The organism is Streptomyces sp. JL2001 (assembly GCF_050917515.1).
Taxonomy (GTDB): Bacteria; Actinomycetota; Actinomycetes; order Streptomycetales; family Streptomycetaceae; genus Streptomyces.
Genome location: NZ_CP169421.1, coordinates 7,165,951 through 7,192,888 on the forward strand (window position 1 = coordinate 7,165,951; position 26,938 = coordinate 7,192,888).

The 26,938-nt window shown below is 73.8% G+C and carries 26 protein-coding genes and 1 pseudogene; 15 read left to right on the forward strand and 12 right to left on the reverse strand.

The window, feature by feature from the left end; all coding sequences use genetic code 11:
* Positions 1 to 10: 10 nt before the first annotated feature.
* Together ACE1OA_RS31990 and ACE1OA_RS31995 are read right to left on the reverse strand one after the other, a co-directional pair.
* Positions 11 to 1,987, reverse strand: coding sequence for an N-acetylmuramoyl-L-alanine amidase (locus tag ACE1OA_RS31990; protein ID WP_384870358.1), 1,977 nt, complete (start codon positions 1,985 to 1,987; stop codon positions 11 to 13).
* Positions 1,988 to 2,374: 387 nt separating this feature from the next.
* Complete coding sequence (locus ACE1OA_RS31995; protein ID WP_356606960.1) at positions 2,375 to 3,499, reverse strand: aminoglycoside phosphotransferase family protein; 1,125 nt, start codon at positions 3,497 to 3,499, stop codon at positions 2,375 to 2,377.
* Positions 3,500 to 3,733: 234 nt separating this feature from the next.
* On the opposite strand from ACE1OA_RS31995, the gene ACE1OA_RS32000 reads away from it, so the two are divergent.
* Positions 3,734 to 5,227, forward strand: coding sequence for a DNA-binding protein NsdB (locus ACE1OA_RS32000; RefSeq protein ID WP_356606962.1), 1,494 nt, complete (start codon positions 3,734 to 3,736; stop codon positions 5,225 to 5,227).
* A 276-nt stretch (positions 5,228 to 5,503) separates the two neighbouring features.
* Here the strand turns inward: ACE1OA_RS32000 and ACE1OA_RS32005 are convergent, their stop codons facing one another.
* The gene (locus tag ACE1OA_RS32005) at positions 5,504 to 6,940 is read right to left on the reverse strand and encodes a PP2C family protein-serine/threonine phosphatase (RefSeq protein WP_386542427.1); all 1,437 of its coding nucleotides are present in this window, start codon (positions 6,938 to 6,940) and stop codon (positions 5,504 to 5,506) included.
* Positions 6,941 to 7,137: 197 nt separating this feature from the next.
* Between ACE1OA_RS32005 and ACE1OA_RS32010 the strand changes: the two genes are divergently transcribed.
* From ACE1OA_RS32010 to ACE1OA_RS32020, 3 genes are all read left to right on the forward strand, one after another.
* Positions 7,138 to 8,802, forward strand: a complete 1,665-nt coding sequence (locus ACE1OA_RS32010) for a hypothetical protein (RefSeq protein WP_386542428.1) — start codon at positions 7,138 to 7,140, stop codon at positions 8,800 to 8,802.
* 49 nt (positions 8,803 to 8,851) lie between these two features.
* Entirely contained in the window at positions 8,852 to 10,045 is a 1,194-nt protein-coding gene (locus tag ACE1OA_RS32015) for a threonine synthase (RefSeq protein WP_432753785.1), read from the forward strand.
* Positions 10,046 to 10,438: 393 nt separating this feature from the next.
* Entirely contained in the window at positions 10,439 to 10,954 is a 516-nt protein-coding gene (locus ACE1OA_RS32020) for a GNAT family N-acetyltransferase (RefSeq protein WP_356606970.1), read from the forward strand.
* A gap of 46 nt (positions 10,955 to 11,000) precedes the next feature.
* Here the strand turns inward: ACE1OA_RS32020 and ACE1OA_RS32025 are convergent, their stop codons facing one another.
* From ACE1OA_RS32025 to ACE1OA_RS32040, 4 genes are all read right to left on the reverse strand, one after another.
* Positions 11,001 to 11,579 carry a YdeI/OmpD-associated family protein gene (locus ACE1OA_RS32025; RefSeq protein ID WP_356606972.1) on the reverse strand — a complete coding sequence of 193 codons (579 nt, stop codon included), beginning with the start codon at positions 11,577 to 11,579 and terminating at the stop codon, positions 11,001 to 11,003.
* 249 nt (positions 11,580 to 11,828) lie between these two features.
* The gene (locus ACE1OA_RS32030) at positions 11,829 to 12,182 is read right to left on the reverse strand and encodes a DUF805 domain-containing protein (RefSeq protein ID WP_356606974.1); all 354 of its coding nucleotides are present in this window, start codon (positions 12,180 to 12,182) and stop codon (positions 11,829 to 11,831) included.
* A 219-nt stretch (positions 12,183 to 12,401) separates the two neighbouring features.
* Positions 12,402 to 12,767: an SPW repeat protein gene (locus tag ACE1OA_RS32035; RefSeq protein WP_356606976.1), complete on the reverse strand. Its 366-nt coding sequence runs from the start codon at positions 12,765 to 12,767 to the stop codon at positions 12,402 to 12,404.
* Between the two features lie 340 nt (positions 12,768 to 13,107).
* Entirely contained in the window at positions 13,108 to 13,500 is a 393-nt protein-coding gene (locus ACE1OA_RS32040) for a VOC family protein (RefSeq protein ID WP_356780041.1), read from the reverse strand.
* Between the two features lie 445 nt (positions 13,501 to 13,945).
* Here ACE1OA_RS32040 and ACE1OA_RS32045 point away from each other — a divergent pair, with 445 nt between their 5' ends.
* From ACE1OA_RS32045 to ACE1OA_RS32065, 5 genes and pseudogenes are all read left to right on the forward strand, one after another.
* Positions 13,946 to 14,317 (forward strand): cupin domain-containing protein, encoded by a 372-nt coding sequence (locus ACE1OA_RS32045; RefSeq protein ID WP_356606980.1) that lies wholly within the window; start codon positions 13,946 to 13,948, stop codon positions 14,315 to 14,317.
* 42 nt (positions 14,318 to 14,359) lie between these two features.
* Positions 14,360 to 14,449 (forward strand): annotated as a pseudogene (locus ACE1OA_RS32050) (DUF664 domain-containing protein); the annotation flags it as partial.
* Between the two features lie 231 nt (positions 14,450 to 14,680).
* Positions 14,681 to 15,211: a GNAT family N-acetyltransferase gene (locus ACE1OA_RS32055; protein ID WP_356606982.1), complete on the forward strand. Its 531-nt coding sequence runs from the start codon at positions 14,681 to 14,683 to the stop codon at positions 15,209 to 15,211.
* 131 nt (positions 15,212 to 15,342) lie between these two features.
* Positions 15,343 to 15,681: a DUF4440 domain-containing protein gene (locus ACE1OA_RS32060; RefSeq protein WP_432754116.1), complete on the forward strand. Its 339-nt coding sequence runs from the start codon at positions 15,343 to 15,345 to the stop codon at positions 15,679 to 15,681.
* Between the two features lie 303 nt (positions 15,682 to 15,984).
* Entirely contained in the window at positions 15,985 to 17,430 is a 1,446-nt protein-coding gene (locus ACE1OA_RS32065; protein ID WP_432753786.1) for a carboxylesterase/lipase family protein, read from the forward strand.
* A 139-nt stretch (positions 17,431 to 17,569) separates the two neighbouring features.
* On the opposite strand, the gene ACE1OA_RS32070 is transcribed toward ACE1OA_RS32065, so the two are convergent.
* Both ACE1OA_RS32070 and ACE1OA_RS32075 read right to left on the reverse strand, forming a co-directional pair.
* A complete protein-coding gene (locus tag ACE1OA_RS32070) occupies positions 17,570 to 18,154 on the reverse strand; it encodes a type 1 glutamine amidotransferase domain-containing protein (RefSeq protein ID WP_356606985.1) in 585 nt (194 codons plus the stop codon).
* A gap of 40 nt (positions 18,155 to 18,194) precedes the next feature.
* Positions 18,195 to 18,983, reverse strand: coding sequence for a metallophosphoesterase (locus ACE1OA_RS32075; protein WP_384874471.1), 789 nt, complete (start codon positions 18,981 to 18,983; stop codon positions 18,195 to 18,197).
* Positions 18,984 to 19,164: 181 nt separating this feature from the next.
* Between ACE1OA_RS32075 and ACE1OA_RS32080 the strand changes: the two genes are divergently transcribed.
* The gene (locus tag ACE1OA_RS32080) at positions 19,165 to 19,857 is read left to right on the forward strand and encodes an RraA family protein (protein ID WP_356780033.1); all 693 of its coding nucleotides are present in this window, start codon (positions 19,165 to 19,167) and stop codon (positions 19,855 to 19,857) included.
* Positions 19,858 to 19,952: 95 nt separating this feature from the next.
* Here the strand turns inward: ACE1OA_RS32080 and ACE1OA_RS32085 are convergent, their stop codons facing one another.
* Positions 19,953 to 20,393 carry an OsmC family protein gene (locus tag ACE1OA_RS32085; RefSeq protein WP_356606991.1) on the reverse strand — a complete coding sequence of 147 codons (441 nt, stop codon included), beginning with the start codon at positions 20,391 to 20,393 and terminating at the stop codon, positions 19,953 to 19,955.
* 294 nt (positions 20,394 to 20,687) lie between these two features.
* Between ACE1OA_RS32085 and ACE1OA_RS32090 the strand changes: the two genes are divergently transcribed.
* Both ACE1OA_RS32090 and ACE1OA_RS32095 read left to right on the forward strand, forming a co-directional pair.
* Positions 20,688 to 21,077 carry a hypothetical protein gene (locus tag ACE1OA_RS32090; protein ID WP_386542433.1) on the forward strand — a complete coding sequence of 130 codons (390 nt, stop codon included), beginning with the start codon at positions 20,688 to 20,690 and terminating at the stop codon, positions 21,075 to 21,077.
* Between the two features lie 97 nt (positions 21,078 to 21,174).
* Positions 21,175 to 22,191 (forward strand): glutamate ABC transporter substrate-binding protein, encoded by a 1,017-nt coding sequence (locus ACE1OA_RS32095; RefSeq protein ID WP_432753787.1) that lies wholly within the window; start codon positions 21,175 to 21,177, stop codon positions 22,189 to 22,191.
* A gap of 112 nt (positions 22,192 to 22,303) precedes the next feature.
* On the opposite strand, the gene ACE1OA_RS32100 is transcribed toward ACE1OA_RS32095, so the two are convergent.
* Both ACE1OA_RS32100 and ACE1OA_RS32105 read right to left on the reverse strand, forming a co-directional pair.
* Complete coding sequence (locus tag ACE1OA_RS32100; protein WP_432754117.1) at positions 22,304 to 22,987, reverse strand: class I SAM-dependent methyltransferase; 684 nt, start codon at positions 22,985 to 22,987, stop codon at positions 22,304 to 22,306.
* A gap of 141 nt (positions 22,988 to 23,128) precedes the next feature.
* Entirely contained in the window at positions 23,129 to 23,791 is a 663-nt protein-coding gene (locus ACE1OA_RS32105; protein WP_432753788.1) for an NADPH-dependent F420 reductase, read from the reverse strand.
* A gap of 237 nt (positions 23,792 to 24,028) precedes the next feature.
* On the opposite strand from ACE1OA_RS32105, the gene ACE1OA_RS32110 reads away from it, so the two are divergent.
* The 3 genes from ACE1OA_RS32110 (at position 24,029) to ACE1OA_RS32120 (ending at position 26,860) form a co-directional block, all read left to right on the forward strand.
* Complete coding sequence (locus ACE1OA_RS32110; protein WP_356780025.1) at positions 24,029 to 24,598, forward strand: dihydrofolate reductase family protein; 570 nt, start codon at positions 24,029 to 24,031, stop codon at positions 24,596 to 24,598.
* A gap of 234 nt (positions 24,599 to 24,832) precedes the next feature.
* Positions 24,833 to 26,143, forward strand: coding sequence for a YncE family protein (locus ACE1OA_RS32115; protein WP_356607001.1), 1,311 nt, complete (start codon positions 24,833 to 24,835; stop codon positions 26,141 to 26,143).
* Positions 26,144 to 26,215: 72 nt separating this feature from the next.
* Complete coding sequence (locus ACE1OA_RS32120) at positions 26,216 to 26,860, forward strand: hypothetical protein (RefSeq protein WP_356780021.1); 645 nt, start codon at positions 26,216 to 26,218, stop codon at positions 26,858 to 26,860.
* Positions 26,861 to 26,938: the final 78 nt, after the last annotated feature.

The following is a 26,938-nucleotide window of genomic DNA, read 5'->3' on the forward strand; positions in this document are numbered from 1 at the left end:
CCTGTCGACCTCAGCCGCGAGAAACCCGCACGTCAGCGGCCTTCACAAAGGCCACCCGGTGGCCGAACTGGATCTCGTAGTACTCCTCCTGCCCCCGCACCACCGTGTGGCCCGTGGTGTCGAACACCGGCGCGAAGTAGTACTCGCCCGGGGTCCGGTCGCCCACCACGTACCGCTGGCCGGCGAGCAGCCGGTACGGCAGCGGCGACACCGCCTGGACCGGGACGCCCGCCGGGTACGCCGACGCCTCCGGGTAGGCGCGCCCGTACACCGGGACCGACGCCGCCCCCTCCTTGGGCGTCAGCACCAGGGCGCGCGCGTTCACCGCCGTCGGCCGCGCCGCCGGGTTGTGGAACCAGGCGATCTGACCGAGGTACCAGATCGCCGTCCAGTCCCCCCGTCGCTCCGCCACCGCGAACTGCTGGCCCGTCGACGCCCGCGCACCGGTGTCGTTGACCCCGGTCGTCGAGTCCTGGCCGCCTGGGTACAGGCCGACGTCCTTCACCAGCGGGGCGTCGGCGCTCGGCGCCGTGTGCAGCCGGACGGCGTTGCTGCCGTGCGGGGCACACGCCTCGCCCGCCGTCACACATCCCGTGTAGACCGGCTGGTTCGCGCTGTAGTCGGGACGGATCGTGACCACGCCCGCGCGGGGACCCGCGCTCGGAGTGATCGGCCGGCCGAGCAGCCGGAAGTAGTGCGCCCAGTCCCAGTACGGACCCGGGTCCGTGTGCATGCCGCGGATCGTCGCCGTGGTCGTCCCCGGCACGGTGTCGTGCCCCAGGATGTGCTGACGGTCCAGCGGGATGTCGTAGCGCTGGGCGAGGTACCGCACCAGCCGGGCCGAGGTCCGGTACATCGCCTCCGTGTACCAGGCGTCCGGCGAGGTCAGGAAGCCCTCGTGCTCCAGGCCCACCGACTTGGCGTTCACGAACCAGTTGCCCGCGTGCCAGCCGACGTCCTTGAGCGGCAGATGCTGGGCGATGTGCCCGTCCGAGGAACGCAGCGAGTACTGCCAGGACACGTACGTCGGGTCCTGCACGAGCTTGAGGGTGACGTCCCAGGACGCCTCGGTGTCGTGCACGACGATGTAGTCGATCGACTGCGACACCGGCCGGTTCGCCTTGTCGTGGTTGCCGTAGTCCCCGTCGCCGAACTCCTCGTACGGCGCCGGGATCCACTCGCAGGCCACCGTCCGCGGGCACTCGGTCGGGCCGCCGTCCGCGGTCCGCAGCCCGAGCGCGGCGAGTTGGCCCGTGGCGGGCGCCACGTCCGGAACGGCCGCCAGCGTGACCACCTGGCCGCTGTCCGTCGTCCGGGTCTCGCCGGAGCGGATCACCTCGTACACGTCGTTCGCGTACGTCGACGCCGTCGCCGTGTCGTCCGCACCGGAGTAGCGGGCCACGGCGCCGTACCAGTCGGCCGGGTCGGCGCTCAGCGGCCGGCCCGACTCCCGTTGGGCGGCGGCCAGCAGGGCGGCCCCGCCCTCGATGTTCGCCGCCGTGCTCGTCCGCAGCTCCTCCGCGGGGATCCCCGACACGCGGGCGGCTCGCTCCAGCGTCCTGAGGCGCGCGGGAAGCTGCTCGGCCGTCGGCGGCGGGGTCGTCGCCGCGGCGGTCGCGGCGCCGGCCGCGGTCCGGGGGGCGCGCGCGTCGTCGCCGCGGGCGTCCTCCTCGCCGTGCGAGTGGTGCGGTGCCTCGGCGAGGGCCGTCACGGCGTCCGTCAGGTGCATCGGGCCGTAGCCGCCGGTCACGCTCGGCGCCCCGCCGTGCGTGTCCCACCGCGACTGGAGGTACGACACGGCGAGGAGCACGCTCCGCGGCACGCCCTGACGCTCGGCGGCGGCGGTGAACTGCTGCTGCAGGCTGCCGGAGTCCTCCGGCCGGGCGGTGGCGGGAGGCGTTGCGGCGAGCAGCGGGAAGAGCAGAGCGGCGGACGCCACGGCGCCCGCCGCTCGGGTGACACGTCTGGGGGACGCGGATCGGTGCAAGGCAGCCTCCGGAGGCGGGGGGTGACGACGGGGCGTGCGGGGCTGGACCCGTACAGGGGTATCGGCTCCCGGACGATCCGTCAATCACCCCTCACGACACGGGATTTCCCATGTCAGGAGCGGTGCGCCGGAGTTTCGCGACGGCAGTGCGCGGGCCTGCGGCGCGTCAGTGGAGTGGACCAATGCCGCCGTCCCGGAGGGGGCGGACGCGTCCCGGCGCGGCTCGGTGCCGCCGCTCGACGCGGACCGGGGAGGCGTCCGCGCGAGCACGCGGGAAGGCGCACCGCCCCGGGGTGTCTCCTCCCGACACATGGCGACGCCCCGCGTGCCCGGTGCTCTCGGCACCGGGCACGCGGGGCGTGCTTCCGTCTCCTGGTCCGGCGCGCCTCAGCGGGTGCCGACCGCGGCGCGCACGGCCCGCCGCGCCATGGCGCAGTCGTCGTGCAGGCGCCGCAGCAGGCGCCGCTGCTCCTCGCCGGGCGAGACCGCGCCCGACGGGACGGGGATCGAACCGGCGGGCGGTGCCTCCCTCATGGTCCGCTGCACCGCCGTCTCGTAGGTACGGATCTCCCGCGTCAGCACGATCATCAGGTTGACCAGGAAGGCGTCCCGGGACGCCGGTCCCGCCTGCTGCGCGAGCTGGCTGATCTGGCGACGGGCCAGCGGCGCGTCACCGAGCACCGCCCAGATGGTCGCCAGGTCGTATCCGGGGAGGTACCAGCCGGCGTGCTCCCAGTCGACCAGCACGGGGCCGGTGGGGGAGAGCAGGATGTTGGAGAGCAGGGCGTCGCCGTGACAGAACTGCCCCATGCCCTGACGGCCACCGGCGTGCGCCAGGCCGTGCAGCAGCTTCTGCAGGTCGTCGCGGTCCCGGTCGGTGAACAGGCCCAGTTCGTGGTAGCGCGAGATCCGCGAGGCGTAGTCGAGCGGGGCGTCGAAGGTGCCGGCCGGCGGGCGCCAGGCGTTGAGCCGGGCCACCGCGCCGAGCGCGGCCCGGACGTCGGCACGGGGCGGCGCCTCCACGGGGTGGCGGGTGAGCGCCGCCGCGCGTCCGGGCATCCGCTCGATGACCAGCGTGCAGTTGTCCGGGTCGGCTGCGACGAGCCGGGGGGCCCGTACCGGCGGGCGGTGCCGGACGAAGGAGCGGTAGGCGGCTATTTCGTGCTGGAACCGCTCGACCCACGCGGGGGAGTGGTCGAGTAAGCACTTCGCGACCGCCGTCGTGCGTCCCGTCGCTCCCACGATGAGGACGGAGCGGCCGCTGCGGCGCAGCACCTGGACGGGGTTGAACTCCGGGCAGATCCGGTGGACGGACGCGATGGCCATCCTCAGCTGCGCGCCCTGCGGACCCGAGAGGTCGATGCGTCCGCTGAGCGGCTGGGCGGCGTTCGCCACCCACCGCCTGGCCCGGCCCGGCTGCGTCACGGGGGCGAGGTACGGTCCGCTGCCGACCGGCACGGTGCGGTGCTGGGGCCGGGGCGGGGCGGACACGGAGGACGATGCTGTGTACATGGAGGAAACAGATCCCTTCGTGTGCCGACGAGTTGCGTGCGTCGCCCCGCCCGGCCTCCGGGCCGCACCCTGGGGAATGTGGGCCGGTTACCGGGGCGGGGTGGCGCTTTCCTACCTGACACCCGGGCGCGGGTGGCGGAACATCGGGCGCACCCTGGCGAACCCTGGCGAATAGTCGCCAGCCCTATGACAGGGGGTTACTGTCAACTCAGCCGAGAACCTGGGGGCTTAGACGTGACCGGACAAACCAACACCCGCCTGGCAGACCTCTTCGGCCTGGCCGGCTGGTCCAAGGGCGAACTCGCGAGACTCGTCAACCGGCAGGCGGCGGCCATGGGCCACCCGCAGCTGGCGACCGACACCTCGCGGGTGCGGCGGTGGATCGACCTGGGGGAGACCCCTCGCGATCCCGTCCCCCGGGTGCTGGCAGCACTGTTCACCGAGCGACTCGGCCGTGTCGTGACCATCGAGGACCTCGGGTTCGTACGACGCGGTGGCGCCGGGAAACGGCAGAACGTCAGGAAAACCGACAACCCTGACGGGCTGCCTTGGGCGCCCGAGCGTACGGCGGCGGTCCTCACCGAATTCACGGGAATGGACCTCATGCTCAACCGACGCGGCATGGTGGGCGCGGGAGCCGCGCTCGCCGCCGGCTCCGTACTCACCAGTGCCATGCACGACTGGCTGCACACCGAACCCACCCGTCCGTCCGCCGCCCCCCGCCGGACCGATCCCCTGCACGCCGACCCCGCCGGGTTCGACCGCTACGAGGCCGCCCCCATCGGGTCGCAGGAGATCGAGGCCCTGGAGCGCTCGGTCGAGGTGTTCCGGGCCTGGGACGCGGCGCGCGGAGGCGGACTCCAGCGCAAGGCGGTCGTGGGGCAGCTCAACGAGGTGGGCGGCATGCTCGCCTACCACCACCCCGACCACCTCCAGCGCCGCCTCTGGGGCGTCGCCGCCAACCTGGCCGTGCTGGCCGGCTGGATGTCGCACGACGTCGGCCTCGAACCGACCGCACAGAAGTACTTCGTGATCGCCGCCCACGCGGCACGCGAGGGCGGCGACCGGCCGCGGGCCGGTGAGGCGCTGTCCCGCGCCGCCCGCCAGATGGTGCACCTCGGCCGGCCCGACGACGCGCTCGACCTGATGAAGCTCGCCAAGTCCGGTTCGGGCGACGAGGTACTGCCCCGGACGCAGGCGATGCTGCACACCATCGAGGCGTGGGCCCAGGCGTCCATGGGCAAGGGCCAGGCCATGCGGCGCACGCTCGGCGAGGCCGAGGACCTCTTCGTCTCGGACCGGGCCAACGTCCCGCCGCCGAGCTGGATGCAGAACTTCGACGACGCCGACATGCACGGCATGCAGGCGCTCGCCTACCGCACCCTCGCGGAGCACGACCCGGCCGCCGCCGTCCCGGCGCAGCGCCACGCCAAACTGGCGCTCGAACTCCGGCGCAACGGCCACAACCGCTCGAAGCTCTTCGACTACATCTCGCTGGCCTCGGCCTGCTTCATCGCCGACGACCCGGAGCAGGCCGACCGCTATGCCCGGCTCGCCCTCGTGTCGATGGGGGACACCTCCTCGCACCGCACTTGGGACCGGCTGCGCGAGATGTACCGGCTGACCGGGCAGTACGCCGGCTACTCGAAGATCGAGGACCTGCGCGAGGAGATCGCGCTCGCCCTGCCGACACCGTCGGCCGGCACGCCGGGGACCGGCGCGGTCTGACGGCGAGACGCCGGGTACGACGTCACGGGCACGGACCCAGGTGCCCCACTCCGCACACTCCCGCGCACACGCCCAGGCCCTGGCGGGCATGACGGGCAGGCACCCGCACGTACACACAAGGGCACACCGGCTCCGCCGGTATGCCCTGGAACGAGGCACGACATGGTGCCCCGTCGCGCCGGTGTGTGCGGCCACCGCCCGGGAGTGACACGCCCCTCGTGCGGTCCGAGCTCAGGAGCCGGACCGCCCGTTCTTCGCCGTGGCTCCCTCCGACCCCTACCGACCGACCCTGACCACCATCACGCAGGCGTCGTCGTCGCGCGGCGCCTCGCCGAACTCCGCGACCACCGACCGGACGCAGTCCTGCGCGTCCCGTGCCGCCGCCAGCCGTGGCGCGAGCGCCAGCAGCCGTTGCGTGCCGGAGTCGTCCCCGTCATGGCCGCGGGTCAGCCCGTCCGTGTGCAGGACCAGCAGATCGCCGGGAAGCAGCCGGATCTCCGCCTCCTCGTACGAGGCGGCGGCCGTCGCGCCCAGCAGCACGCCGTCCGGCCTGGCCAGCGCGCGCCCCGTCCCGTCGCGGAAGAGCAGCGGGGCGGGGTGTCCGGCCTGCGCCCAGGAGAGTGTCTGGCGCGCCGGGTCGTAGCGGCAGCACATCGCGCTGCCCAGGGCCGGCTGGACCGAGGTCTCGAGCAGCTGGTTGAGGTGGCCCATGAGGGCCGCGGGGCGGATTCCCGCCACCGCCATCCCGCGCAGCGCGCCCAGCAGCATGGCCATGGAGGAGGTGGCCGACACGCCGTGCCCGGTGAGGTCACCGACCGTCAGCAGCGCGTCCCCGTCCGGAAGCGCGAGCGCGTCGTACCAGTCGCCGCCGATGAGGCCGGTGCTGGCGGCCGGCAGGTAGTGGCCCGCCACGTCGAGCGGGGCGCCCGGGCCGCCGTGGGCGAAGCTCAGCGAACCGCGCCACGGAGGGAGGACGGCCTCCTGGAGTTCGACGGCGACCCTGCGCTCGGTGCGCTCGACGTGACGACGGCGCTGGAGGGAGTCGCGGGACTCGCGGACCGCGCGCTCGCTGCGGCGCAGTTCGCTGACGTCCCGTAAGACGGCCCACATGGAGGCGGTGCAGCCGTCCTGGTCGAGGACGGGCTCGCCCATCATGTGCAGGGTCCGGACCCGGCCGTCGGTGCGGACGATGCGGAACTCGCCGTCGATCGGCTTCCCGTCGATCAGACAGTCCGTCACCATCGCCTGGAGCAGCGGCTGGTCCTCGGCGAAGACCATCGACGGCAGTTCGTCGAGCGACATGGGGCCGCTCTCCTCGGTGCGGCCGAAGATCCGGAACAACTCCTCGGACCAGCTGACCTCGTCGGTCAGCAGGTTCCACTCGGCGCTCCCGACGCGGCTCAGCAGAGAACCGGCGGACGCGCGAGCGGGTGCCGGCGCACCGCCGTACGCGGCACCGGGCGTGGTCGGCAGGTCGTCGGGCAGGCCGTTCTTCAGCTGCCCGAGATGGGCGCCGAGGTCGTCGAGTTGATGTACGGCCAGGTCACAGAGGGCGCGCTGCCAGCGGTTCTGGGGGTCGTCCTCGTCCAGGACGGCGTCCCGGCGCACGGCGTCGACATCTCCGCGCAGACGCCGTGTCTGCGAGATCAACGCGTCCACCGTGCCATGCTCTGACGGCTGGGCGGGACGATCCGCGAAGCGAGGGGACGGCATGTCGTACTCCGATACAGGCGCGGCACGGCCGGAAGTGGAACAAGGCCCGGTTACGACTGTGGCACAGGCGACGACAGGCCGTAAGGGATTTGGCAACACTCGATACGGTGGTGCTTGCGGCATATGCCGCAGGCCCGCCGGGGGTCGGCCCTCAGGATGGTAACGGTAAGTGCCGGTAAGAAGGTTACGGTGCTGCTGTGGTGAGCAACGAGGTGGACACGGTGGGGACGGCGCTGCTGCTGGCGGCAGCGCCCGCGGGGCGCGGACGAGCGATGGACGCGGCCTCGGTGCTGCCCGCGCTGGCGGCGGTACCGCCGAGCGCGCTGACCGGCACGCCGGCGGCGACGGTCGTCGAACTGGCCGACCCCCTGGACCCGCAGACGGTCCTGACCCGGTTGCGGGCCGCGGCGGCCGCCCCGGGACCCCTCGCGGTCTACCTGGCGGGCCAGTTGCACCTGGACCGCCGCCAGCAGCTGCCGCACCTGGCCCTGGCGCGGACCACGGCCGCGACGCTCCGCTACACCGGGCTTCCCTGGCACTGGCTGGCGGGTGAACTCGCCCTGCGGGCACCCGGAACGACCACCGTCGTGGTGGACCTCGTCGCCGACGCGGAATTGTGGCAGCGGCTGACCGCCGCCCCCGGTCTCCTCTCCCTGGGACCCGGCCCGCTGCTCTACGGCCGGGTCCTGCCGGCCCCGCGCCGCGGCGCGCCCGCGACTCCGGAGTACCTCCGCGCCTTCGCCACGATCTGGCGCACGGGCGCCCGCCCGCCGTTCGCCGCCCTCCATGAGGAGGCGGCGGCCGGCACGGCCGATCCGGACGCGCTGCTGCTGGCACCGGGGAGGCCGGCTCCCGGGGCGGCGGGCGGCGAGTGGGGCACGGGGCAGGTGGCCGGTGCGGGGACCGGTGCGACGGCGTACGGGCCGGGTGACCGGGGAGCGGGGGAGAGCGGCGGGCCCGGCGTGGCGGCGGTCGGAGCGACGGTGTCCGGAGCGGCCGTGATCGGTGTGCCGACGGCCGGTGTGGCGGTGGCCGGGCCGCCGCTGCCCGGGGCGGCGGTGACGGGCGCGGTGCCGCCCCCGGTGCCCGGAGTACTCGGCGAGACCGCGACGGCCAGGATCCGGCGGACCGTCCCCCGTGCCGCCGCGGCCTCTCCCGACACGCCGGGTCCCGCGCGCGCGACGGCCCAGGCGGCGCCCCCGCCGCGCGCCGCCGCCCCTCGACAGGTGCCCGCCCCGGTCTCCACGTCCGGACCGGGTTCCGCGTCCGGCCAGGTGTCCACGTCCGGCCCGGCTTCCGCGTCCCGCCCCGGCCCCGTACCCGTACCGGTACCCGTACCGGCTCCGGCGCCGCCCCAGGTACTTCCGCCCGCCCCGCTTCCGCCGCCCGCCCCGGTGCCCGCTCCGGCCGCCGTCGCGACTCCGTCGCCGCGGCCGGCCGCGCCCGCGCCCGGCGCCTACGACCCTCACCCCGCGATCCTCGCCGCTGCGCAGGCCGGCCGGCACGGAGAGGCCGTGGCGCTGGCGGTGGCCTGGGAACAGGAGGCCCTGCGACGGCACGGCGCACGGTCGCAGGAGGCGGTGCACTGGATGGAGGTGCGCGCCGACCTGGCGCGGCTGGCCGGGGAACCCGCGCGCAGCAGCGAGTTGTGGATCTCCGCGGCCCAGGCCAGGCTCGGGCTGAGCCAGGGCCCCGGAGACCCCGACGTCGAGGGTGCCGTCGACCGGGCGCACCACCAGTGGGAGCAGATCCAGGACACCTCGCGCGCACGGGAGTTGGCGCCGGCACTGGTCGAGCTGCGCGAACGCGTCCCGGGCCGCCGGGCCGGAGCCCTGGAGGCGATCCGGCGCAGGCTCCTCTGACCTCGGCCCGTCAGGCCCATCCCCACCCGAAGGACGGTGTCCCCGTCGCATGACCTCGCTCGCCACCGCCCAGCGTTCCCTCGCCGATCCCGGGGTCCGTCACCCCCTCTGGCCGCCGCTGACCTCCGGCTGTCCCGTGACGTCGACCGCCGAGGTCGCGTACGCCCTGGACGTCGACTACGACTACGACCGGGTCCCGGCCGACCTGTTCGAGCGTCCCGCCGCGCACGGCCTGGAGCGCTGGGCGCCGCTGCTGCCGCCCTTGGCGGCGCCGGGGCTCGGCGAGGGGAACACCCCGCTCGTCGAACTCCCCGACGGCACATGGGTCAAGGACGAGTCCCGCAACCCGACCTGGAGCCACAAAGACCGCCTCAGCCGGGTGGCCGTGAGCGCCGCCGTGGCGTCCGGGGCGGCGGGGATCGTCGTCTCCTCGTCCGGCAACCACGGGGCGGCCGCGGCGGCGTACGCGGCGCGCGCCGGTCTGCGCTGCGCCGTGTTCACCTCGCCGTACGCCCCGCCGGCGGTCGCCTCCCATCTGCGCGCGTACGGTGCGACCGTCCTGACCGTCCCGGTCGAGTCCGTGCGGCCGCTGATGCGGCGGATCGTCGGAGAGCTGGGATTCCACCCCGTCAGCAACCTCACCGACGCGTCCCACACTGGCCATCCCTTCGGCCCGGAGGGTTACAAGACGATCGCCTACGAGATCCGTCTCGCGCTCGGCCGCGCGCCCGCGGCCGTGTATCTCCCCACCGGGTACGGCGAGTTGCTCTTCGGAGTGGCGAAGGGCTTCCAGGAGCTCGCCCGGCTCGGCCGCTGCTCCTCGGTTCCCCGCGTGTACGGCTGCGAGCCCTCCGCCGCCGGGGCGCTCGCGAAGGCCGTCCGCACGGGCAGGCCCGCGGCCCGCGTCGCCGTCGGGCCGACCGACGCGTACGCGATCGACTGTGAGATCAACAGCTATCGCGGGGTCGTCGCCGTCCGGGACTCCGGCGGCGCGGCACTCACCGTGACGGATCAGCAGATGGCGTCGGCACAGCGGGAGTTGGCGGCCCAGGGGCTCTGGTGCGAACTCTCCGCGGCCGCCGGGCTCGCCGGCCGCCGGGCCCAGGGAACGCGCGAGACCGACGGTCCCGTGGTGTGCGTCGTCACGTCCAGCGGCTACAAGGACATCGCCACCGCGACCGTCCCGGCGTACGAGCCGATGGCGGCCGACTGGCCGTCCGTGGCGGCGGCCCTCGGCGGCTGAGCGGGGCGCCCGGACCGGCCGACCGCACCTTGGGCGTGTTGCGAAAGTCCCGCCTGCCTCGCGACGCCTGGCACGCACTCCCCCGTAGCCCTTCGGGCACGGGAGGTGCCCCCACGCCGCGTTGTCGGGATCGTCCGAGTACGCCCCGTACGAGGGCGACCCTCCGCCTTGCGATCGCACGCACCAGACGCCGCGAGGCCCGCCCTTCGGGCGGACGTCGGTACTTTCGCAACACGCCCTAGTCCGGCGGCCGGGGTGCCGTGACGAGAGTGCCGGCCCCCGCGGGCGAGTGCCCCGCCCGCCCGCCGGGGTGGCCGCCCGGCCGCGCCCGTGGGCCCGAGCCGCAGGGGCCGCGGTCCCGGTCGGCCGGGCGGGGCTGCCATGATCGGAGGCATGGGTATCTCCTCCGCACCAGCCGCAGGCCACCGCCCCGAGGCGGCGACCGTCACCACGGAGCGGCTGCTGCTGCGGCCCGTCCGGACCGGTGACGTGCCGGCCGTCACCCGGCTGTGGACCGACCCGGAGGTGCGGCGCCATCTGGGCGGCCCGGTCGCCGAGCGCATCGTGCGCATCCGGCAGCAGCGGGTGGTGGGCGCACCGGGCGTCCACGCGGTCGTGCGAGCCGCCGACCGTGTGCTGCTCGGACTGGTGACGGTCGAGCCGGAGGCGCGGGACGGCGAGACGGAGGTCTCCTACCAGTTCCTGCCCGAGCACTGGGGGCGGGGCTACGCCCGTGAGGCGGTGGCCGCCGCCCTCGAACAGGCCCTGGAGGGCACGCCGAGCGTGGTCGCCGTGACCCAGGAGGCGAACGCGCGCTCGCGGCGGCTCCTGGAGGCCGTCGGCATGACCCATGCCGCGTCCTTCGTCGAGTTCGACGCGCACCAGGTGCTCTACCGCAGGCGCCGCTGACCCCGCACTCCCGGCGGGGCCGCGCCGCCCCGGCGCGCCTTCCGCCTCAGCGCACCTTCTCGCCCGTCGCCAGGAGCCCCACCATCCGGGCCAGCCGGTCCGCCCGGCCCTTCGGCGTGCGCGCCTGCCACAACCGCAGGATCACCATGTACTGGTCCGTCTTGCCCAGCTGCTCGTAGAAGGTCCGCGCCCGGTCGTCGGCGGCCAGAGCCGCCGCCAGGTCGTCGGGGACCGTCGCCTCGGCCTGCGAAGGGTAGGCGGAGGCCCAGCGGCCGTCGTCCTTCGCCGCCTGGACCTCCTTGAGCCCCGGCTCGCGCATCCGGCCCGCCGCCTCCAGCGCCTCGACCTTGCGGACGTTCACCATCGACCACAGGCTCCGCGGCCGCCGACGCGTGTACTTCTGGTAGTAGTACACCCCGTCGCCGCCCTTGCGCGTCGCGTCGATCCAGCCGAAGCAGAGCATGCAGTCGAGCACCTCCGGGATCGTCAGCGACTCGCCGCCCTTGCCCTTCTTGGCGATCCTCAGCCAGACGCCGGGAGTGTCGGCGTGGTGGGTCTCCAGCCAGGACTCCAGTTCCGCGGTCTTCGTGACGGTGATGAGCTCGAGCCCCTCGAACTGCTCCACGGGACCAGTCCCCCTCTGTTCGTGTAGGTCGTGCAACGGATGATCACCACGATATGGACAACACGGCGGGAACGGCCGCGACTTGCCGGATCCGGTGGCGCGCGATCGTCTCCCGTGCGCACGAGGGTGACGGGCCCGCGGCCCCGCGTCCGCCGGCCTGCGGCGGGCTTCACGGCGGCCGCCGTGACGGAGGCGGGATGCACAAAGCCCCCGGAAGGAATCCTTCCGGGGGCTGCGTACGAGGTGTGACTAGTACGCCGGGGCCAGCTTCGGGTTCGGGCCGTGGGCGTTCTGCTGCTGCTCACCGTCGGAAGCCCAGAACACGATGAGGATGATGGAGCCGACCAGCGGGACCAGGCCGATGAGGAGCCACCAGCCGGAGCGGCCCGTGTCGTGCAGGCGACGGATGGCGACCGCCAGGTACGGAATGATGATCGCGAGGATGTAGATGGTGCTCAGCAGCTGGATGCCGATCGCGGCGTCGACGATCGAGAGCACGATCAGCGCGATGATGTTGAACAGGTAGAACATCCAGAATTCCTTGCGGCGCGCGCGGCCGCTGAACACTGCGTACTTCTTGAGAACGTCGAGGTACCAGTTCACTTTGTCCCCCCAAGGACTGGGATGCATACGGGAGCCTGTCCCTGTGGAGCAAGCTTACGCAGAACTTATGTGGCCGAAACTGCGTGGGTCAATTCGTTATCTGCGAGAGGGCGTTGAGGGGCGGTGTGGGTGGATTTGCCCGCGGAGCGGCGGTACACGAAGAGCGGCGCCGCGTCCTGATGGAGAGGACGCGACGCCGCCGGGGGTGGTTTCGGTGCGTCAGCCCGACTTTCTCGTCTTGCTCATGAGCAGGCCGCCCGCCGTGAGGGCGAAGAGGCAGACGCAGGCGCCGGTGATGACGTTGCTCAGGATCGCGCCGGTTCCGGCGTCCTGGGCGACGATCCACGGCGAGACGATCAGCCACGCGCCGAGCAGCAGGACGACGAAGTTCAGGTCCTGGGACCGGTCGGGGGCCATCGACATGCACAGCCCCAGGCCCGCGAGGGCGAGGCCCACGATCAGGTTGCTGATCGCGAGCTCTGGTTGGGCTGCCGCGAAGTGAACCGTCCATGCGGAGACCGCGGCGTAGATGCCGGCGAGGATCACCAGTTCCTCGACCGCCGTCACGCCTCGCGTCTGGAGCATGCGCGAGTAACGTTCACGCATTTCCGGCGCGTCGGGGTGTCCCCTGATATCACCAGGACGGTGAGAGACGTCGGCCATACGACTCGCCTCCTTCTGGCGTCTTGCCCGTCTGACCGCTTTGCGGCGACTGGCGCCGCGGTTTCATTGTGCGCTTATCTGGCCTTTATGTGTAGATCTGTCCGGTAAGGGATCTGTACAAAATGCGGACCCCGGATATGCGGGGAACCGCCAAAGTGGGTGACCTTTCACATAACTACGGCCGAAGCCGACGGAAAGGCGGAACGGCTCCCGGGCGCGACGCATGCGGCACGCCCGGACGCGGTCCGGCCTCCGCTTCCGCTCAGGCCGCACCCACGCGCGTGTAGGGGCGCGTGAGGATCTCCATGTTGTGGCCGTCCGGGTCGGCGAAGTAGGCGCCCCGGCCGCCGAAGAGCCGGTTCACCCGGCCGGGGTCGGAGTGGTGCGGATCCGCGTAGTACGTCACCCGCGCGACCTCCAGCCGGGCGATCATGGTGTCGAACTCCTCCTCGGGCACCAGGAAGGCGAAGTGCTGCGGGACGAGGGTCAGCTCGGGGTCCTCGTAGAAGTCGAGGGTCACCCGGTTGTCGAGATCCACCGGCACGAAGGGCCCGAACGGCGCGCCGACCTCCACGCCGAGGATGCCGGCGAGGAACCGGGCGGAGGCCTGCTTGTCACGCGAGTGAACGACGGTGTGGTTGAGCTCGATGGCCACGAAGGGTCCTTTCGAAGGGCATGCCGCTCGGCGCACGGGACGTGCGGGGCATGCGGGCGTCTTCCGGAACGATGCGCCGACGGGACCGACCCGTCGGCGGCGGACGCGCACGCACGATGTGCGCGTACGCGGCGGATCGCGCGTGCCTCGCGTGGGCGGCGGCGACGCGTGGAAGACGACCGAAGGAGGGCCTCGGGCCCGCCCGGCGGCGGTCACACCAAGGCCGGGTGCCTTACTCGATCACGGCCCATGGCCGACCCGGCAGTCATACCGAACACGCTATCGGGCGCTCGCCCCGGCGGGCAACGGCGTATCCCGGCCAGGCGCCCGCGTCGGGCCGGCCGGCCGGGGTGCCCTTCGGCCGGAGGGCCGGGCCCGGCCGCCCGGCGTAGCCTGGAAAGTGGACTCGGGGCGCGCTCGTTGCACCACCGGGAGGCGCACGAACATGACCGGAATCGTGTCCAGGAGCTTCGACTCCGCGGACGAGACCCGTCCCTTCGAGGACGGCAAGGGGCGGCTGGACCTCGTGACCACCGAGCGCGGCGCGGTGGGCCGCGCGGTGTTCGAGCCGGGGTGGCAGTGGTCCAAGCACGTCAAGCCCATCGCCGGCACCGACAGTTGCCAGGCGTCCCACGTCGGGTACGTCGTCAGCGGCCGGATGAAGGTCGTCATGGACGACGGCGAGACCGCCGAGCTGGGTCCCGGCGACTTCATGGCCGTGGCACCGGGGCACGACGCCTGGGTGCTCGGCGACGAAGCGTGTGTGGCCCTCGACTGGGTCGGCTTCGGCGACTACGCGGTACGCGCCGACGGCTGACCACCGGCCGCGCCGTACGACGTCGCCCGGACCCCCGGGAGGGTGCTCGCCCACATGATCGAGGAGTACGCCCGGCAGAACGGCCACGCCGACCTGCTGCGGGAACGCATCGACGGAGAGACCGGCGAGTAGCGGGGGGCCGGAGTGCGTCGTGCGGGGTGCGAGCACGACGCAGGCCGCCGGGGGGACGCAGCCGCGTCCCCCCGGCGGACCGCGCGTACGTCCCGCCCCGGCGTACGGCCCGCTGCGTGTGGGGGCCGGCCACGCCTCCCCGACCGGCCGTGCCGACGCCCCGGCCACGCTGACCATCCGGCCGGAAAAGGCCCTGATCATCGGGGCCGTTGGCCTGTTATCGTCGCCCGCATGCCCGAACTGATCGCCCCCACGGCAGGTCTCCACACCTCGTGGCTCGAGGCGCACGCCGAGTGGAACCCCGGCGCCCACCAGGACGGCGCCGGCATGCGGCTGGTGCGGGAGGACGCGTTCGCCAGCCCCGAGGTCTTCGCCGCCTGGGTGGGACGGCTGCGGGAGCAGTCCGATCCGTCCCGGCCGCTCGCGGAGGGCTGGGTACACGCCACGCACTGGTGGATCGTCGAGGACGGCGCGTACATGGGCGCCATCGACCTGCGTCACCGGCTGAACGACTTCCTGCTGCGGGCCGGCGGACACATCGGCTACAGCATCCGGCCCTCCGCCCGCCGTCGCGGGCTCGCGACCTGGGCGCTGGGCGCGGTCCTGCCCGAGGCCCGCGCCCTGGGGATCGATCGCCTGCTGGTGACCTGCGACGACGACAACGTCGCCTCCGCCCGCACGATCGAGCGCAACGGCGGCGTCCTGGAGGACACCCGCCAGACGGAGATCGGGCTCAAGCGCCGCTACTGGATCGCCCTGTGAGCGAGCCGGCAGCCGGGGACACGGGCCCGGACCGGGCTCCGGGCGGGTCGTCGGCCGGGCGTCCGTCCGAAGCCCCCGACCAGGAGGCGCGGGAGGCGATCGCCGCCGCCGTCGCGGGGGAGCTGCGGCTGATGGATCCGGAGGTCCGCACCTCCCGCGCGCTCGCCCGCGAGCTCCTGGACCCCGAGTTCGTGGAGATCGGTGCGTCAGGCCGCCGCTGGACGTACGAGGAGATGCTCCACGCCCTGCCCGAACTGTCCGGCAGCGCGCCGGCCGGCCCGCGCTACCGGCCGTCCGGCATGACCGGGGCCCTCCTGGCGTCCGGAATCGTCCTGCTGACCTACGAGACGGTCATCGAGGGCACGCGGGCGCGCAGGAGCTCGCTCTGGCGCCGCTCCGCCGACACCGGCTGGCGGATGTACCACCACCAGGCCACACCGGCCCCGGCGACGTCCGGCGACGGGGCGTAGCCAGGCCCGGGCCCGCCGCCCGCGCGCCCTTCGTCCCCACGGCGGATTCCGCGCCGCACCCTGTGCCACCTCGTGAGTGACACGTGTAAGTGACACGTGTCACTTCCGGTTCCCGTACGTTGACTCCGCCCGTTCACCGGGCGGAGGCTGGGCGCGTCCTCGACGACTCCGGCGGCCCCTGCCACGGCACCTCGCCCTCACCCAGGGCGTCGAGCACCCCGGCACCGTCCACCGACAGGTCGCCGCCGAGCAGTCGAACCGATCGAGAGCGTCCCGCGACGCGTCAGGAGCCGGCACCGCCCCATGAACACCGCACTGGTCGACACCGCCGGCGGCCCCGTCCGCGGCGAGCGCCGCGCCGACGGCAGCCTGCGCTTCCTCGGCATCCCGTACGCGCAACCGCCTGTCGGCGCGCTCAGGTTCGCCGCGCCCGTACCGCCGGAGCCGTGGACCGAGCCGCTGGACGCCACCGCGTACGGACCGACCGCCCAGCGCCGCCCCTTCGCCGACGTCACCACGATCCCCGAACCCTCCGTCCCGGGGGACGGGGTGCTGAATCTGAACGTCTTCACGCCCGACACCGCCCCCGAGACGCCCCTGCCGGTGCTCGTGTGGATCCACGGCGGCGGCTACGTCGCCGGATCGGCGGCCAGCCCCTGGTACGACGGCTCCGCCTTCAACCGGGACGGCGTCGTCCTGGTCTCCCTCGGCTACCGGCTCGGCATCGAGGGCTTCCTCCACCTCGACGACGCTCCCGACAACCGCGGAGTCCGTGACTGGATCGCCGCCCTGGAATGGGTCCGCGACAACATCGCCCGCTTCGGCGGAGACCCCGCTCGGGTGACCGTCGCCGGGCAGTCGGCCGGTGGCGGCGCCGTCCAGACCCTGCTGGCGGTGCCCGCGGCCCGGGGCCTGTTCCGTGCCGCGCTCTCCGTCTCCGGCGCCGTGATGCGGCCGGACGGGCCCGAAGTCGCCCGCGCGGCCTCCCGTCTGTTCACCGCGCGCACCGGCGTGCCCGCCACGGCCGAGGCGCTGCGGGAGCTCGGGTCCGAGGAGCTGCTCGACCTCCAGGACCGGCTGGGCGCACCGGGCCCCGACCGCGAGGGGCTCCCGCCGATGCTGTCCCTGGCGCCCTTCGCCGACGGCGAGCTGATCCCGGAGGCCGTCCTCGACGCCCTCACGGCCGGCGAGGCGGGCGCCGACGTCCCGCTCATGCTGGGCTTCACCGCGCACGAGTTCAACGCCGTACCCGGCCCGGGTCCCGACGGCCCGCCGCTGCCGGTGCTGCTCGGCGGCCTCGGCCTGGCCCCGGACCGGGCGGCGGCCTTCGCGGACTCCTACGCCGACGTCGACCCGGACCGTCTGTTCGGGCAGGCCCTGACCGACGCCACCTTCCGCGCCCCGTCCCTCGCCGTGGCGGACGCCCGAGCCGCACGGGAACGGCCCACCTGGCTCTACGAGTTCACCTGGGAGTCGCCGGTCGACGGCACCGCCTTCCACTGTCTGGACCTGCCGTTCGCCTTCGACCTGCTCGACGTCGAGGGCGTCACGGCGGCCGCGGGCGACCATCCACCGCAGGCGCTCGCCGACGCCGTGCACGGGGCGTGGGTCTCGTTCGTGCGGGACCTCGACCCCGGCGCCGACTGGCCGCGCTACACGGCCGCCGACCGCGCCACGATGGTCTGGGACGTAGAGCCGCACGTGGCCCACGACCCCCTGCACCGGGTCCGCGCGCTCTGGAACGAGTGACGACCCGCCGGCGCCACGTGCACGGCGGCGGGGGAGGAGACCGCGGGGGCGGGTGACACCGGGCGCTCCGCGGCCCTCGTCGGACCCGCGTCCGTCGTCCCCCCGCCCGCCGCTCCTGCGTGGTGGCCCGCGTCCGCCGTCACCCCGCCCGCCGCTCCTGGCGATGCGCGGACAGGGCGGAGAGCGACTCGACGATCGCCGCGGTGAACGGCCTCAGGTCGGCCGGCCTGCGTGAGGTGATCAGCCGGTAGCCGCCCGAGTCGTCGATGACGACGCTCCGGTCCTGCCAGGTGGCGCCCGCGTTCGTCAGGTCCGCGCGGAGGGACGGGTACGAGGTCAGTTCCCGGCCGCGCGCCAGCCCGCTGTCGACGAGCAGCCACGGTCCGTGACAGATCGCCGCCACCGTCCTGCCGGACGCGGCGAACTCCGCGAGCAGCCGCCGCGCCTCCGGGTCGGTCCGCAGACGGTCCGCGTTGACGGTGCCGCCCGGCACGACGACCGCGTCGAAGGGGTCCGCGGACATCCCCGCGTACGTGCCGTCCGGGATCACCACGTCGCCCCGGCGCCGGTCCGACATCAGCGTCAGGACCGGCTCGTCGGCCCGGGCGGCCACCGTGACCCGGGCGCCCGCCGCGTGGAGCGCGGCGACGGGCTGCATCAGTTCGTCCTGCTCGGTGCCGTAGTTCGTCGTGATGACCAGGACCTGCGTGCCGTCGAGAGACACGGTCGTCTCCTCTCCTTCCGCCCTGCCGTCACCCGGCGAGTCACCCCGTGGCGGGCTCCCAAACGGGAACGCTCCGGAAATGCGTGGTGATCCGCCCTTCGTCGTCGAGGACGTGGAAGGCGAGCGAGGGCGCCATCTCGTCCCGGTAGACGTGGTCGGCCGGATGGGCGTACGGCTCCCAGGGCAGCTTTCCGGTCGAGATCACTCCCGGGGCCACGATCAGCGGCCGCCCCGCGAACACCGTGGCGGCCGCCGTGTGGGCGTGCCCGCAGAGGAAGGCGGCGATGGCCGGCCGGCGCTCGGCCAGCGCGGCGAGGCGCCGCTCCCCGAACTGGCGGATGCCGTCCACGAACGGCATGCCCAGGGAGGTCGGCGGATGGTGGAAGCCGACCAGCACCGGCACGCCGTCGGGCGTCTCGTCCAGCACCCCTTCCAGCCAGTCCAGCGTCTCCTCCTCGAGGAAGCCCTCGTCCTTCCCCGGCACGGAGGAGTCGCCGAGCGCGAGGACGAAGCCGTCGCCGCGCAGCACCTGGTTGACCGGGGCGTCCGGGCGCCCGGCTACGGGAGGCGCCCCGAGGAGCACCTCGCGGAACACGTCGCGCCGGTCGTGGTTGCCCGGACAGACGAGCAACGGGTGCCGGGTGTCGAGCAGTTCGCGGACCAGGAGGTACTCCGACGCGAGGGCGTGGTCGGCGATGTCGCCGGTGACCACCACGGCGCCGAAGTCGAAGTCCAGGGTCTCCAGGTACGCCATGACGGCCCTGGTCCGCGCCACGCTGCGGGGCGAGCCGTCGATGTGGATGTCACTGAGGTGCGCGATCACTGTCACGGTGGTGGACCTCTCCTCGGAAGGCGGGCACGGACGGCCTCCGCGTCCGGCGTGAACGTACTGCGCGCGCCGGGCAGGCGCCCGGGCCACGACCGGATCGGTGGCCTGCCCCGGCGATAGCATCGCCACCGCGGAGCAGGGCGCCCGGATCCGGGCGCCACCCCCAGAGAACGGAATCCCGATGCTGAAGGAATTCGCCGAGCTCTCCACCCCGTTGATCGCCGACGCCTGCGTCCGGCTCGGCGAGGAGCTGCGCGTCGCCCCGGCCGGCATCGCCTCGCTGGTGCCGGGACAGCGCGTGGCCGGGCGGGTGCTGCCCGCACGCCACTACGGCAGCGTCGACGTGTTCCTGGAGGCGTTCACCCGGGCCGAGCCCGGCGACGTCCTCGTGGTCGACAACGGGGGCCGCCGTGACGAGGCGTGTGTCGGCGACCTCGCCGTCCTGGAGGCCGAGGCGGCCGGGGTGGCCGGTCTGGTGGTCTGGGGCCTGCACCGCGACACCGCCGACCTCATCGAGATCGGCGTGCCCGTCTTCTCCTACGGACGCCACTCGCCGGGCCCGGTGCGGGTGGACCCGCGCGAGCCCGAGGCACTGCGCAGCGCCCGCTGCGGCGACCACCTCGTGACCGCCGACGACATCGTCTTCGGGGACGAGGACGGTGTGGTCTTCGTCCCCGAGGCCCGGGTCGAGTCCGTTCTTGAGACGGCTCGCGTCCTCTTCCGCACCGAGCGCGAACAGGCGCGCCGGATCAGGTCCGGTGAGACGCTGCGGGCGCAGACGGGCTTCGGCGACTACCTCGCCCGCCGGGACGCGGAACCCTCGTACACCTTCCGGCAGCATCTGCGCCGGATCGGCGGTGCGATCGAGGAGTAGCGGGCGTCCGCCCGGCCCTGCGCGACCCGAGTGTGCGCGCGGGCCCGGCCGGACGGCGTCGCGCGCAGGGCACGTCACCCCACCGGCGGCGGTGGTCAGCCCGCGCGGAAGCCGACCGTGCCGTCCGGGAGCACCGCCTCCACCGCGGCCCCGTGCTCGACGGTCCGGCTGACGGTGCAGAACTTCTCGTGGGTGAGGCGGACCGCCCGTGCGAAGACCTCCGCCGCCCGCGGGTTGCTCTCCGGCAGCTCGAACTCGTAGCTGACCCGGATCCGGCCCAGCCGGCCGTCGTCCTCCGGCTCCGTCACCGACTCCACCACGATGCGCAGATCGTCGTGGTCGACCGCGCGTGCCGTGCGGTCCACGACCATGCCGCCGCAGCCGCCCATGGCCGCGAGCAGCAGCTCCACCGGGGTGAACGACGGCTGCACGTCCGGATCGTCGGCGGCGCCGATGCGCACCTCCGCGCCCCGGTCGTTACGGGCGGTCCAGTTCCGGTAGCCGTCGCGGACGGTCTCGATGCGGTACTCGGCCATGGCGGCGGTGCTCCTTCAGGTACGGGGAGGGCGGCGCCGACCGCCCGCGCGCGGCCCGGTCGGTCCCTCGTCCGCCCAGCGTACGCGCCGCTTCCCGGGCGCCCGGGCCGTGCCGGGCCCGTCCGTTCCCCCGGGCCGGCGTCCGGGGGAGGACACCGCGCGCGGAGGAGGCGGCCCCCGTCCGGGGCGCGGCCGGCCGGCGCGGCACTGAGTACCTGAGTAGCTGTCGGTTGAGTACGTCGATGAGTACGCCGACCGATGCCCGGCGCCGGACCCGGCTGGTCGAATAGGGGCATGACCTCGGAAGACCGGCGGCTCCGCCGCATGCAGCACGTCACCGTCACCGGATCGGCGCTCGCCGTGGCGCTCGGCCCGCTGGTCGTGGGCGCGCTGCTCGCCAGGTCGGTGGGCGCCGACCCGATGACCTCGGTCAACGCGCTGATCGCCGGGGGCGGTCAGCGTGCCCGGCTCTCGCGCGACCAGATCCGCGGCTGCGGAGGTCGCGTCCTGCGCACGGCGGAGGCCGGGGTGCGGTCGGTACGGTCGCTGCGGTCCGCCCGGCCGATGCCCCGCCTGCAGCTCCTGCCGTCGAGCCGGTCCCTGATGCCGGTGCGGCCCACCCGGGTCATGCGGGCGGATCCGGTGCCCGCACCGCCCGCCCCTGCTGTGGCCACGGCGCCCTGAGTTCCCCACCTCCTCCAACTCGCCTGTTGACCGGACGTGTTGGTGCTCCGGTGCGTAGCCTGGGGCGCGGGGAGCCGACTGTGCGGGGGTGGAGCGGGTGGCCGCTGGAATCGGGATGCGACGACGGCTGAGGGAGCGGTGCCTCGCGCACCCCCGAGGGTCCTCGGTCGGGCGGGCCGCCGTGTGGCCCGTGCTCATGGCCCTGCTGGTGGTGACGGCCCCGGCCGCCGCCGTCACGGACGGGGCCGCCCGGCACGAGTCCGCCCGGCCCTCCCGTACGGAGGCCGCCGTGCCGGCCCGGGCGCCGGCCTGCGATCCCCGGAAGGCCGGACCGCGCCCCTCGCGGGTCGACGGGCCGGCCGTCGAGCGGATCCGCCGGCGAGGTCATCTCGTCGCGGGCGTGGACCTGAACAGCTACCTCTGGGGCTCGCGGGACCCGCAGACCCGGGAGCCCTCGGGCTTCGACATCGACCTGGTCCGGGCGATCGCCCGGGACATCCTCGGGCCCAGGGCCACCGTCCGCTTCGTCAGCATGCCGCCCAGTCAGCGGATCGCGCGCCTTCAGTCCCGCCAGGTCGACGTCATCGTGCGCACGATGAGCATCACCTGCGAGCGGCTGACCGAAGTGGCCTTCTCCAGCGTCTACTTCGAGACCGGGCACCAGTTGCTGGTCCCCGACGGCTCCCCCGTCAAGGGTTTCGACGCGGGCCTGCGCGGCAGGAAGGTCTGCCTGAGCAAGGGCAGTTCGGCCGCCGACCTGCTGCGGAGGTCCGGCACGGGCGCCACGGCCGTGGAGACCGCGAGCCACCTGGACTGCCTCGTCGAACTCCAGCAGAGCAAGGTCGACGCCATCCTCACCCACGCCACCCTCGCCGCCGGACTCGCCGCGCAGGACCCCACGCTGCGCCTGGTCGGCCCCCGTCTGGACACCGCCCTGTACGGGGTCGCACTCAACAAGGGCGACACGGATCTGGTCCGCCGGGTCAACGCGATCCTGGAGGACTACCGCAAGGGCGGCGCCCGCAGCCCCTGGCAGACCTCGTACGACAAATGGCTCGCCCCGACCCTGGGCGCCGCGCCCTCCGGCCCGCCACCGGCGGCGTACGCCGACTGAGCCGCGACCGGAGCCCCGGAGCCCCGGAGGCCACGACGGCGGGGCTCCGGGCCCGGGCCCCGGCATCGCGCGAAGGGTGGTCCGGCGCCGGCCGGACCACCACGTCCGCCCACTACTCCCCGGACGGCGTCCCGGTCCCCGGCTTCCGCGCCGTCAGGATCGCCTGCGGGGATTTCTCCGTGGCGTCCGCCGGCTCCCGCACCAGGCGCGCCGTCACGTCGAGGCCGGCCGCCTCCAGGAACTCCGCGATGCGGTCGGCCGGCCACCGGTAGACGTCGAGGGCGACCTCGTGGCCGTACGCCTGCCGCAGCCGTACGCACTCGTCTCCGACCTTGAACCCGATCAGGAGTCGGCCGCCGGGAGCCAGCACACGGTGGAACTCCGCGAAGGAGGCGACCAGTTCGTCCTTCGGCATGTGCACGGTCGAGTACCACGACAGCACACCGCCGAGGGAGCCGTCCGCGAGGTCCAGGGCCGTCATCGTGCCCGTCTCGAAACGGATCCCGGGGTAGGTCTCGCGTGCCACCGCGATCATCCCGGGGGAGAGGTCCACCCCGAAGACGTCCGCGCCGAGCCCCCGCAGGTGCGCGGCCATCCGGCCGGTCCCGCAGCCCAGGTCGCCCACCGGCCCCAGCCCGTCGTCGCGCACGCCCTCGGCGAAGGCCCGCAGCATCGCCGCGTCGACGGGTGCCGACACGATCCGGTCGCCGAGAAGGCGCTGGTAGGCGACGGCGACGGTGTCGTACGAGTCACGGGTGCTGTGCGGCGGGAGGGGGTCCTTCGCCGCCTCGGACACGGACGGGGGCGGGGGCGCGGTCGTCGGCAGGGATTCGCTCACGGCCGACCACCCTAAGGGCTGTCCCGTCCTCCCGGACGGCGCCCTGAGGAGGGGCCGTCCGAGTCCTGTGGACATCGCGCACGGCTGCGCGCGGAGGCGTCAGCCGCGGAAGCCGGCCGGGCGCTCGGGGGACGCCTCGGCCAGCGCCTTCGTCACGGCCTCGACGTCGCCGCGCAGGCCGTAGACCGGGGTGTCCGGCTGCTGGCGCCAGGACTCGTCGATGCCGCCCGCGTCGACCGTGTCGAAGCCGAGCTCGTCGATGAGGCCCCGGACGGTCCGCTTCGCCGCCTCGTCGTCGCCCGCCACGGGGAGGGCGATCCGCTCGGGGTCGCCGGCCGGGCGCGGCCGGTCGAGGATGTCCGACGCGTAGGTGCCGTTGAACGCCTTGATCACCGCGTGGCCGACGTGCTGCTCGGTCCAGCGGCTCTCCGTGAGCCCGTCGTCCTCGATCGCGGCGATCCGGCCGTCCCGCTCCCGGGGGTAGTAGTTGCCGGTGTCGATCACGGCGAAGCCGTCCGCCGCGCCCGCGAAGAGATCCGCGGGGAGGTCCGGGACCGCCCGCAGGGGGACGGTGACGACGACGACCTCGGCCCCGCGCGCGGCCTCACCGACGGGCACGGGCGTCGCCCCGGTCTCCGTCGCGAGCGCGGTGAGGGTCTCGGGTCCGCGGGAGTTGGCCACGGACACGTCGTGCCCGAGGGCGGTGAGCCGGCGGGTGAGGTTGCCGCCGATGTTGCCTGCGCCGATGATGCCGATCTTCATGGTGATGTCCTTCCGGGCGGGTGCGGCCGCGTGCCACGCCAGACCCGAACCGTCGTCCCGGCGCACCTATTCCGGCCGCCTCGCCGATCCGTCGCTTTCGCGCCGGGCGAGCCGTCCGGCGGCACGCGACGAGGCCGACCGCGGTGAGATCCCCGACATCCGCCGGAGAGGGGCCTATAACCGTAGGCGCGAGGGGTCCACCGGCCCCGTGGGGCGCAGAGCGAAGGAGACCGATTCATGGCGCGGCAGATCATCTTGTGGATGGGTGTCTCCCTCGACGGCTACATCGAGGGCCCGGACCGCGACATCAGCTGGCACCGGGTGGACGAGGAACTCCACCAGCACATGAACGACGAGCTGGGCGTCATGGGCGGGTTCCTCGCCGGCCGCGTCACGCACGAGCTGATGGCGGACTACTGGCCGACGGCGGGGGCGGATCCGGCGAGCTCGCCGATCGAGGTGGAGTTCGCCGCCATCTGGCGCGACATGCCCAAGACGGTCTACTCGCGGACCCTGCAGCGGGCCGACTGGAACACGACCATCGTCCGGCAGGTCGACGCCGACGAGGTGCGGGCCCTCAAGGAGCAGCCGGGCGGCGACCTGGCGCTCTCCGGCGCGGACCTCGCCGCCGCGTTCATGGAGCAGGACCTGGTCGACGGGTACCGGATCTACGTCCACCCGGTGCTCATCGGCAGGGGCAAGCCCCTCTTCCCGACGACGGACGTCGTCACCGGGCTGCGGCTGGCCGAGAGTCGGACGTTCGGCAACGGCGTGGTCCTGCTGCGCTACGAACGGGACCGAGGCTAGGGATCGTGGCCGACTGCCCGTCCGGGCGGCGTGCGACGGCCCCGGGATGCCGTCCGGCGTCCCGGGGCCGTTTCGTTTCCGCCATCGGCCGTCGGCAGGGTCGCCGAGGCGCCGGCGGGGTGCCCGCGACTACTTCCGTACCGACTCTTGTGGTGTGCGGGGCGACTGCTTACTTTCGAGTAACTCGCCTTCCCCGCACGGGTGTCGGCGCCGACTGCCCCGGAAGGAACTCGGATGTCCGCTGCCCGGAAACGTGGTGCACGCCGCCTCCTGCTCGGTTCGCTGGCCACCCTCACCGCCCTCGCGCTCGGCGCGGGCGGCGGGGGAGCGACCGTGGCCGCCGCGCCGTCCGGACCGGCCGGGGGAGCGGGAACCGCCGCGGCGACGGACTCCGCCGGCCTGCGGCAGGTGATGTTCGTCGGGAACAACTGGGACGGCACCGCCGACGTCATCGAGTCGACCGGGTCGTTCCGGAGGATCGGCCGGGTCGACGTGGTGCCCGACCGCAGCCGCCGGATGTGGGAGATCTCCCTCAACCCGGTCAAGCTCGCCTACTTCCTCGGGATCCGGCAGGGGCCCGGCGAGGGCCACGACCAGTTCGTCGACGACATGTACGCCACCCCCGACGGCACGGCCATGGTCGTCTCCCGCCCCAGTTTCGCCGACGTCGTCTCGATCGACCTGCGCACCGGAGCGCTCAACTGGCGCTTCCCCGTGGCCGGATTCCGCTCCGACCACATGGCGGTCTCGCCCGACGGGACCCGCGTCGCCGTCTCCGCCTCCACGGCCAACAAGGTGCACGTCCTCGACATCACCGACGGCCGGGAGGTCGGTTCCTTCGCCACCGGCGACAAGCCGCACGAGAACGTCTTCAGCGCCGACGGGCGACACCTGTGGAACATGTCGATCGGTGAGGTCACCACCGCCCTCGACGATCCGGTCTTCGACTGGACGAAGGGCGACCGGCGCATCACCGTCGTCGACGCCCGCACCTTCCAGCAGGTCCGGGTCATCGACATGCGCGACCGGCTCGACGCCTTCGGCCGCAAGGACCTCTCGGACGCCGTGCGGCCCGTCGCCTTCACCCCCGACGAGTCCACGCTGTACTTCCAGGTCTCCTTCTTCAACGGCTTCCTCGAGTACGACGTCGCCACCGACCGCGTCACCCGCCTCAAGACCCTCCCGAAGAACCCCGCGACCGATCCGGACCGCACCAAGTGGGTCAACGACTCACGTCACCACGGGCTGTCGATGAGCCCGGACGGCAAGCGGCTCTGCGTCGCCGCCACCATGGACGACTACGCCACGGTCGTCGACCGGGCCACCCTCGCCGAGGGGCCGCTCGTGGAGGCCGCCAAGCCCTACTGGGCCACGGTCAGCGGCGACGGCCGCGCCTGCGTGATCTCCGAGAGCGGCGCCGACCGGGTGACCGCGATCGACTTCGCCACCGGCAGGGCCGTCGCCTCCGTCGCCGTGGGCGACCACCCGCAACGCGTCCGCCTCGCCCGTGTCCCCGCCGACTGGACCGGTCCCGCCCAGGGCTGAAATCCACTGCCGGGCGGCGCCCGAGGGAGCACCCGACGTGTACCGGGCGCCGCCGCGGGCAGCCTCCCTGCCGTGGACCACGACGAGCCGAACCCCCGACCGGCGGACGAGCGGGCCGACGAACCGGCACACGAGCCGCAGCTCCGCTGGACGCCGTTCACCCCCGAGGACGAGGCCAGACACCGCCAGGACTTCCTGGCGGGAACGGTGTTCGTGGCCGCGGCCGGGATCATGGCCCCCGACGACGGGCCGGGACCCGGATCGCCGGATCCCGTCCTCGTCCTCGAGGTGCACGAGGACGAGCGCACCTTCGCGGTCGTCCCCCAACTGCGCGAAGCCTTCGCCCTCCTCGACACGTACGGCGCCGTGGACCTGCACCACCGCACCGAGATCGCCACCGGCTGGTCCGGCATGGGCGGCCACGACCCGCTGGTCAAGCTCCAGTTGCGCTTCCTGGGTCCCCAGCCCTCGCCCGGCACCGGCCAACTGGTCGTCCCCGGGCGGCGCCACGCCTCCCTCTGGCAGCACGTCGTCGACGGCGGCCTGATCGGCATCAGCTCCGCGCGGCGGATGGAACGGGCGGTCGCCGGCCCCGAGGCGACCTTCGCCGACGGCATCGGCGCCTGCCTCCTGCTCGCCACGGGAGCGTCCCCCGTCCTCGACCAGTTCATCGAGGGCTACGGCTGGCCCCGCGGCGCCCGCTCCTCGCCGCCTTGATGCCGGGGCATGCCCCGGGCCCCACCCCGGATGAGGCCCGCCCCGCGGCGCCCCCTACCCGTAGTACTCCAGAGCTAC

Excerpts from the sequence above, each read along its gene's own strand:
- ACE1OA_RS31995 (WP_356606960.1), bottom strand. The coding sequence starts at position 3,499 with ATGTACACAGCATCGTCCTCCGTGTCCGCCCCGCCCCGGCCCCAGCAC.
- ACE1OA_RS32005 (WP_386542427.1), bottom strand. The coding sequence starts at position 6,940 with ATGCCGTCCCCTCGCTTCGCGGATCGTCCCGCCCAGCCGTCAGAGCAT.
- ACE1OA_RS32015 (WP_432753785.1), top strand. The coding sequence starts at position 8,852 with ATGACCTCGCTCGCCACCGCCCAGCGTTCCCTCGCCGATCCCGGGGTC.
- ACE1OA_RS32020 (WP_356606970.1), top strand. The coding sequence starts at position 10,439 with ATGGGTATCTCCTCCGCACCAGCCGCAGGCCACCGCCCCGAGGCGGCG.
- ACE1OA_RS32035 (WP_356606976.1), bottom strand. The coding sequence starts at position 12,767 with ATGCTCCAGACGCGAGGCGTGACGGCGGTCGAGGAACTGGTGATCCTC.
- ACE1OA_RS32045 (WP_356606980.1), top strand. The coding sequence starts at position 13,946 with ATGACCGGAATCGTGTCCAGGAGCTTCGACTCCGCGGACGAGACCCGT.
- ACE1OA_RS32055 (WP_356606982.1), top strand. The coding sequence starts at position 14,681 with ATGCCCGAACTGATCGCCCCCACGGCAGGTCTCCACACCTCGTGGCTC.
- ACE1OA_RS32060 (WP_432754116.1), top strand. The coding sequence starts at position 15,343 with ATGGATCCGGAGGTCCGCACCTCCCGCGCGCTCGCCCGCGAGCTCCTG.
- ACE1OA_RS32065 (WP_432753786.1), top strand. The coding sequence starts at position 15,985 with ATGAACACCGCACTGGTCGACACCGCCGGCGGCCCCGTCCGCGGCGAG.
- ACE1OA_RS32080 (WP_356780033.1), top strand. The coding sequence starts at position 19,165 with ATGCTGAAGGAATTCGCCGAGCTCTCCACCCCGTTGATCGCCGACGCC.
- ACE1OA_RS32085 (WP_356606991.1), bottom strand. The coding sequence starts at position 20,393 with ATGGCCGAGTACCGCATCGAGACCGTCCGCGACGGCTACCGGAACTGG.
- ACE1OA_RS32090 (WP_386542433.1), top strand. The coding sequence starts at position 20,688 with ATGACCTCGGAAGACCGGCGGCTCCGCCGCATGCAGCACGTCACCGTC.
- ACE1OA_RS32105 (WP_432753788.1), bottom strand. The coding sequence starts at position 23,791 with ATGAAGATCGGCATCATCGGCGCAGGCAACATCGGCGGCAACCTCACC.
- ACE1OA_RS32110 (WP_356780025.1), top strand. The coding sequence starts at position 24,029 with ATGGCGCGGCAGATCATCTTGTGGATGGGTGTCTCCCTCGACGGCTAC.
- ACE1OA_RS32115 (WP_356607001.1), top strand. The coding sequence starts at position 24,833 with ATGTCCGCTGCCCGGAAACGTGGTGCACGCCGCCTCCTGCTCGGTTCG.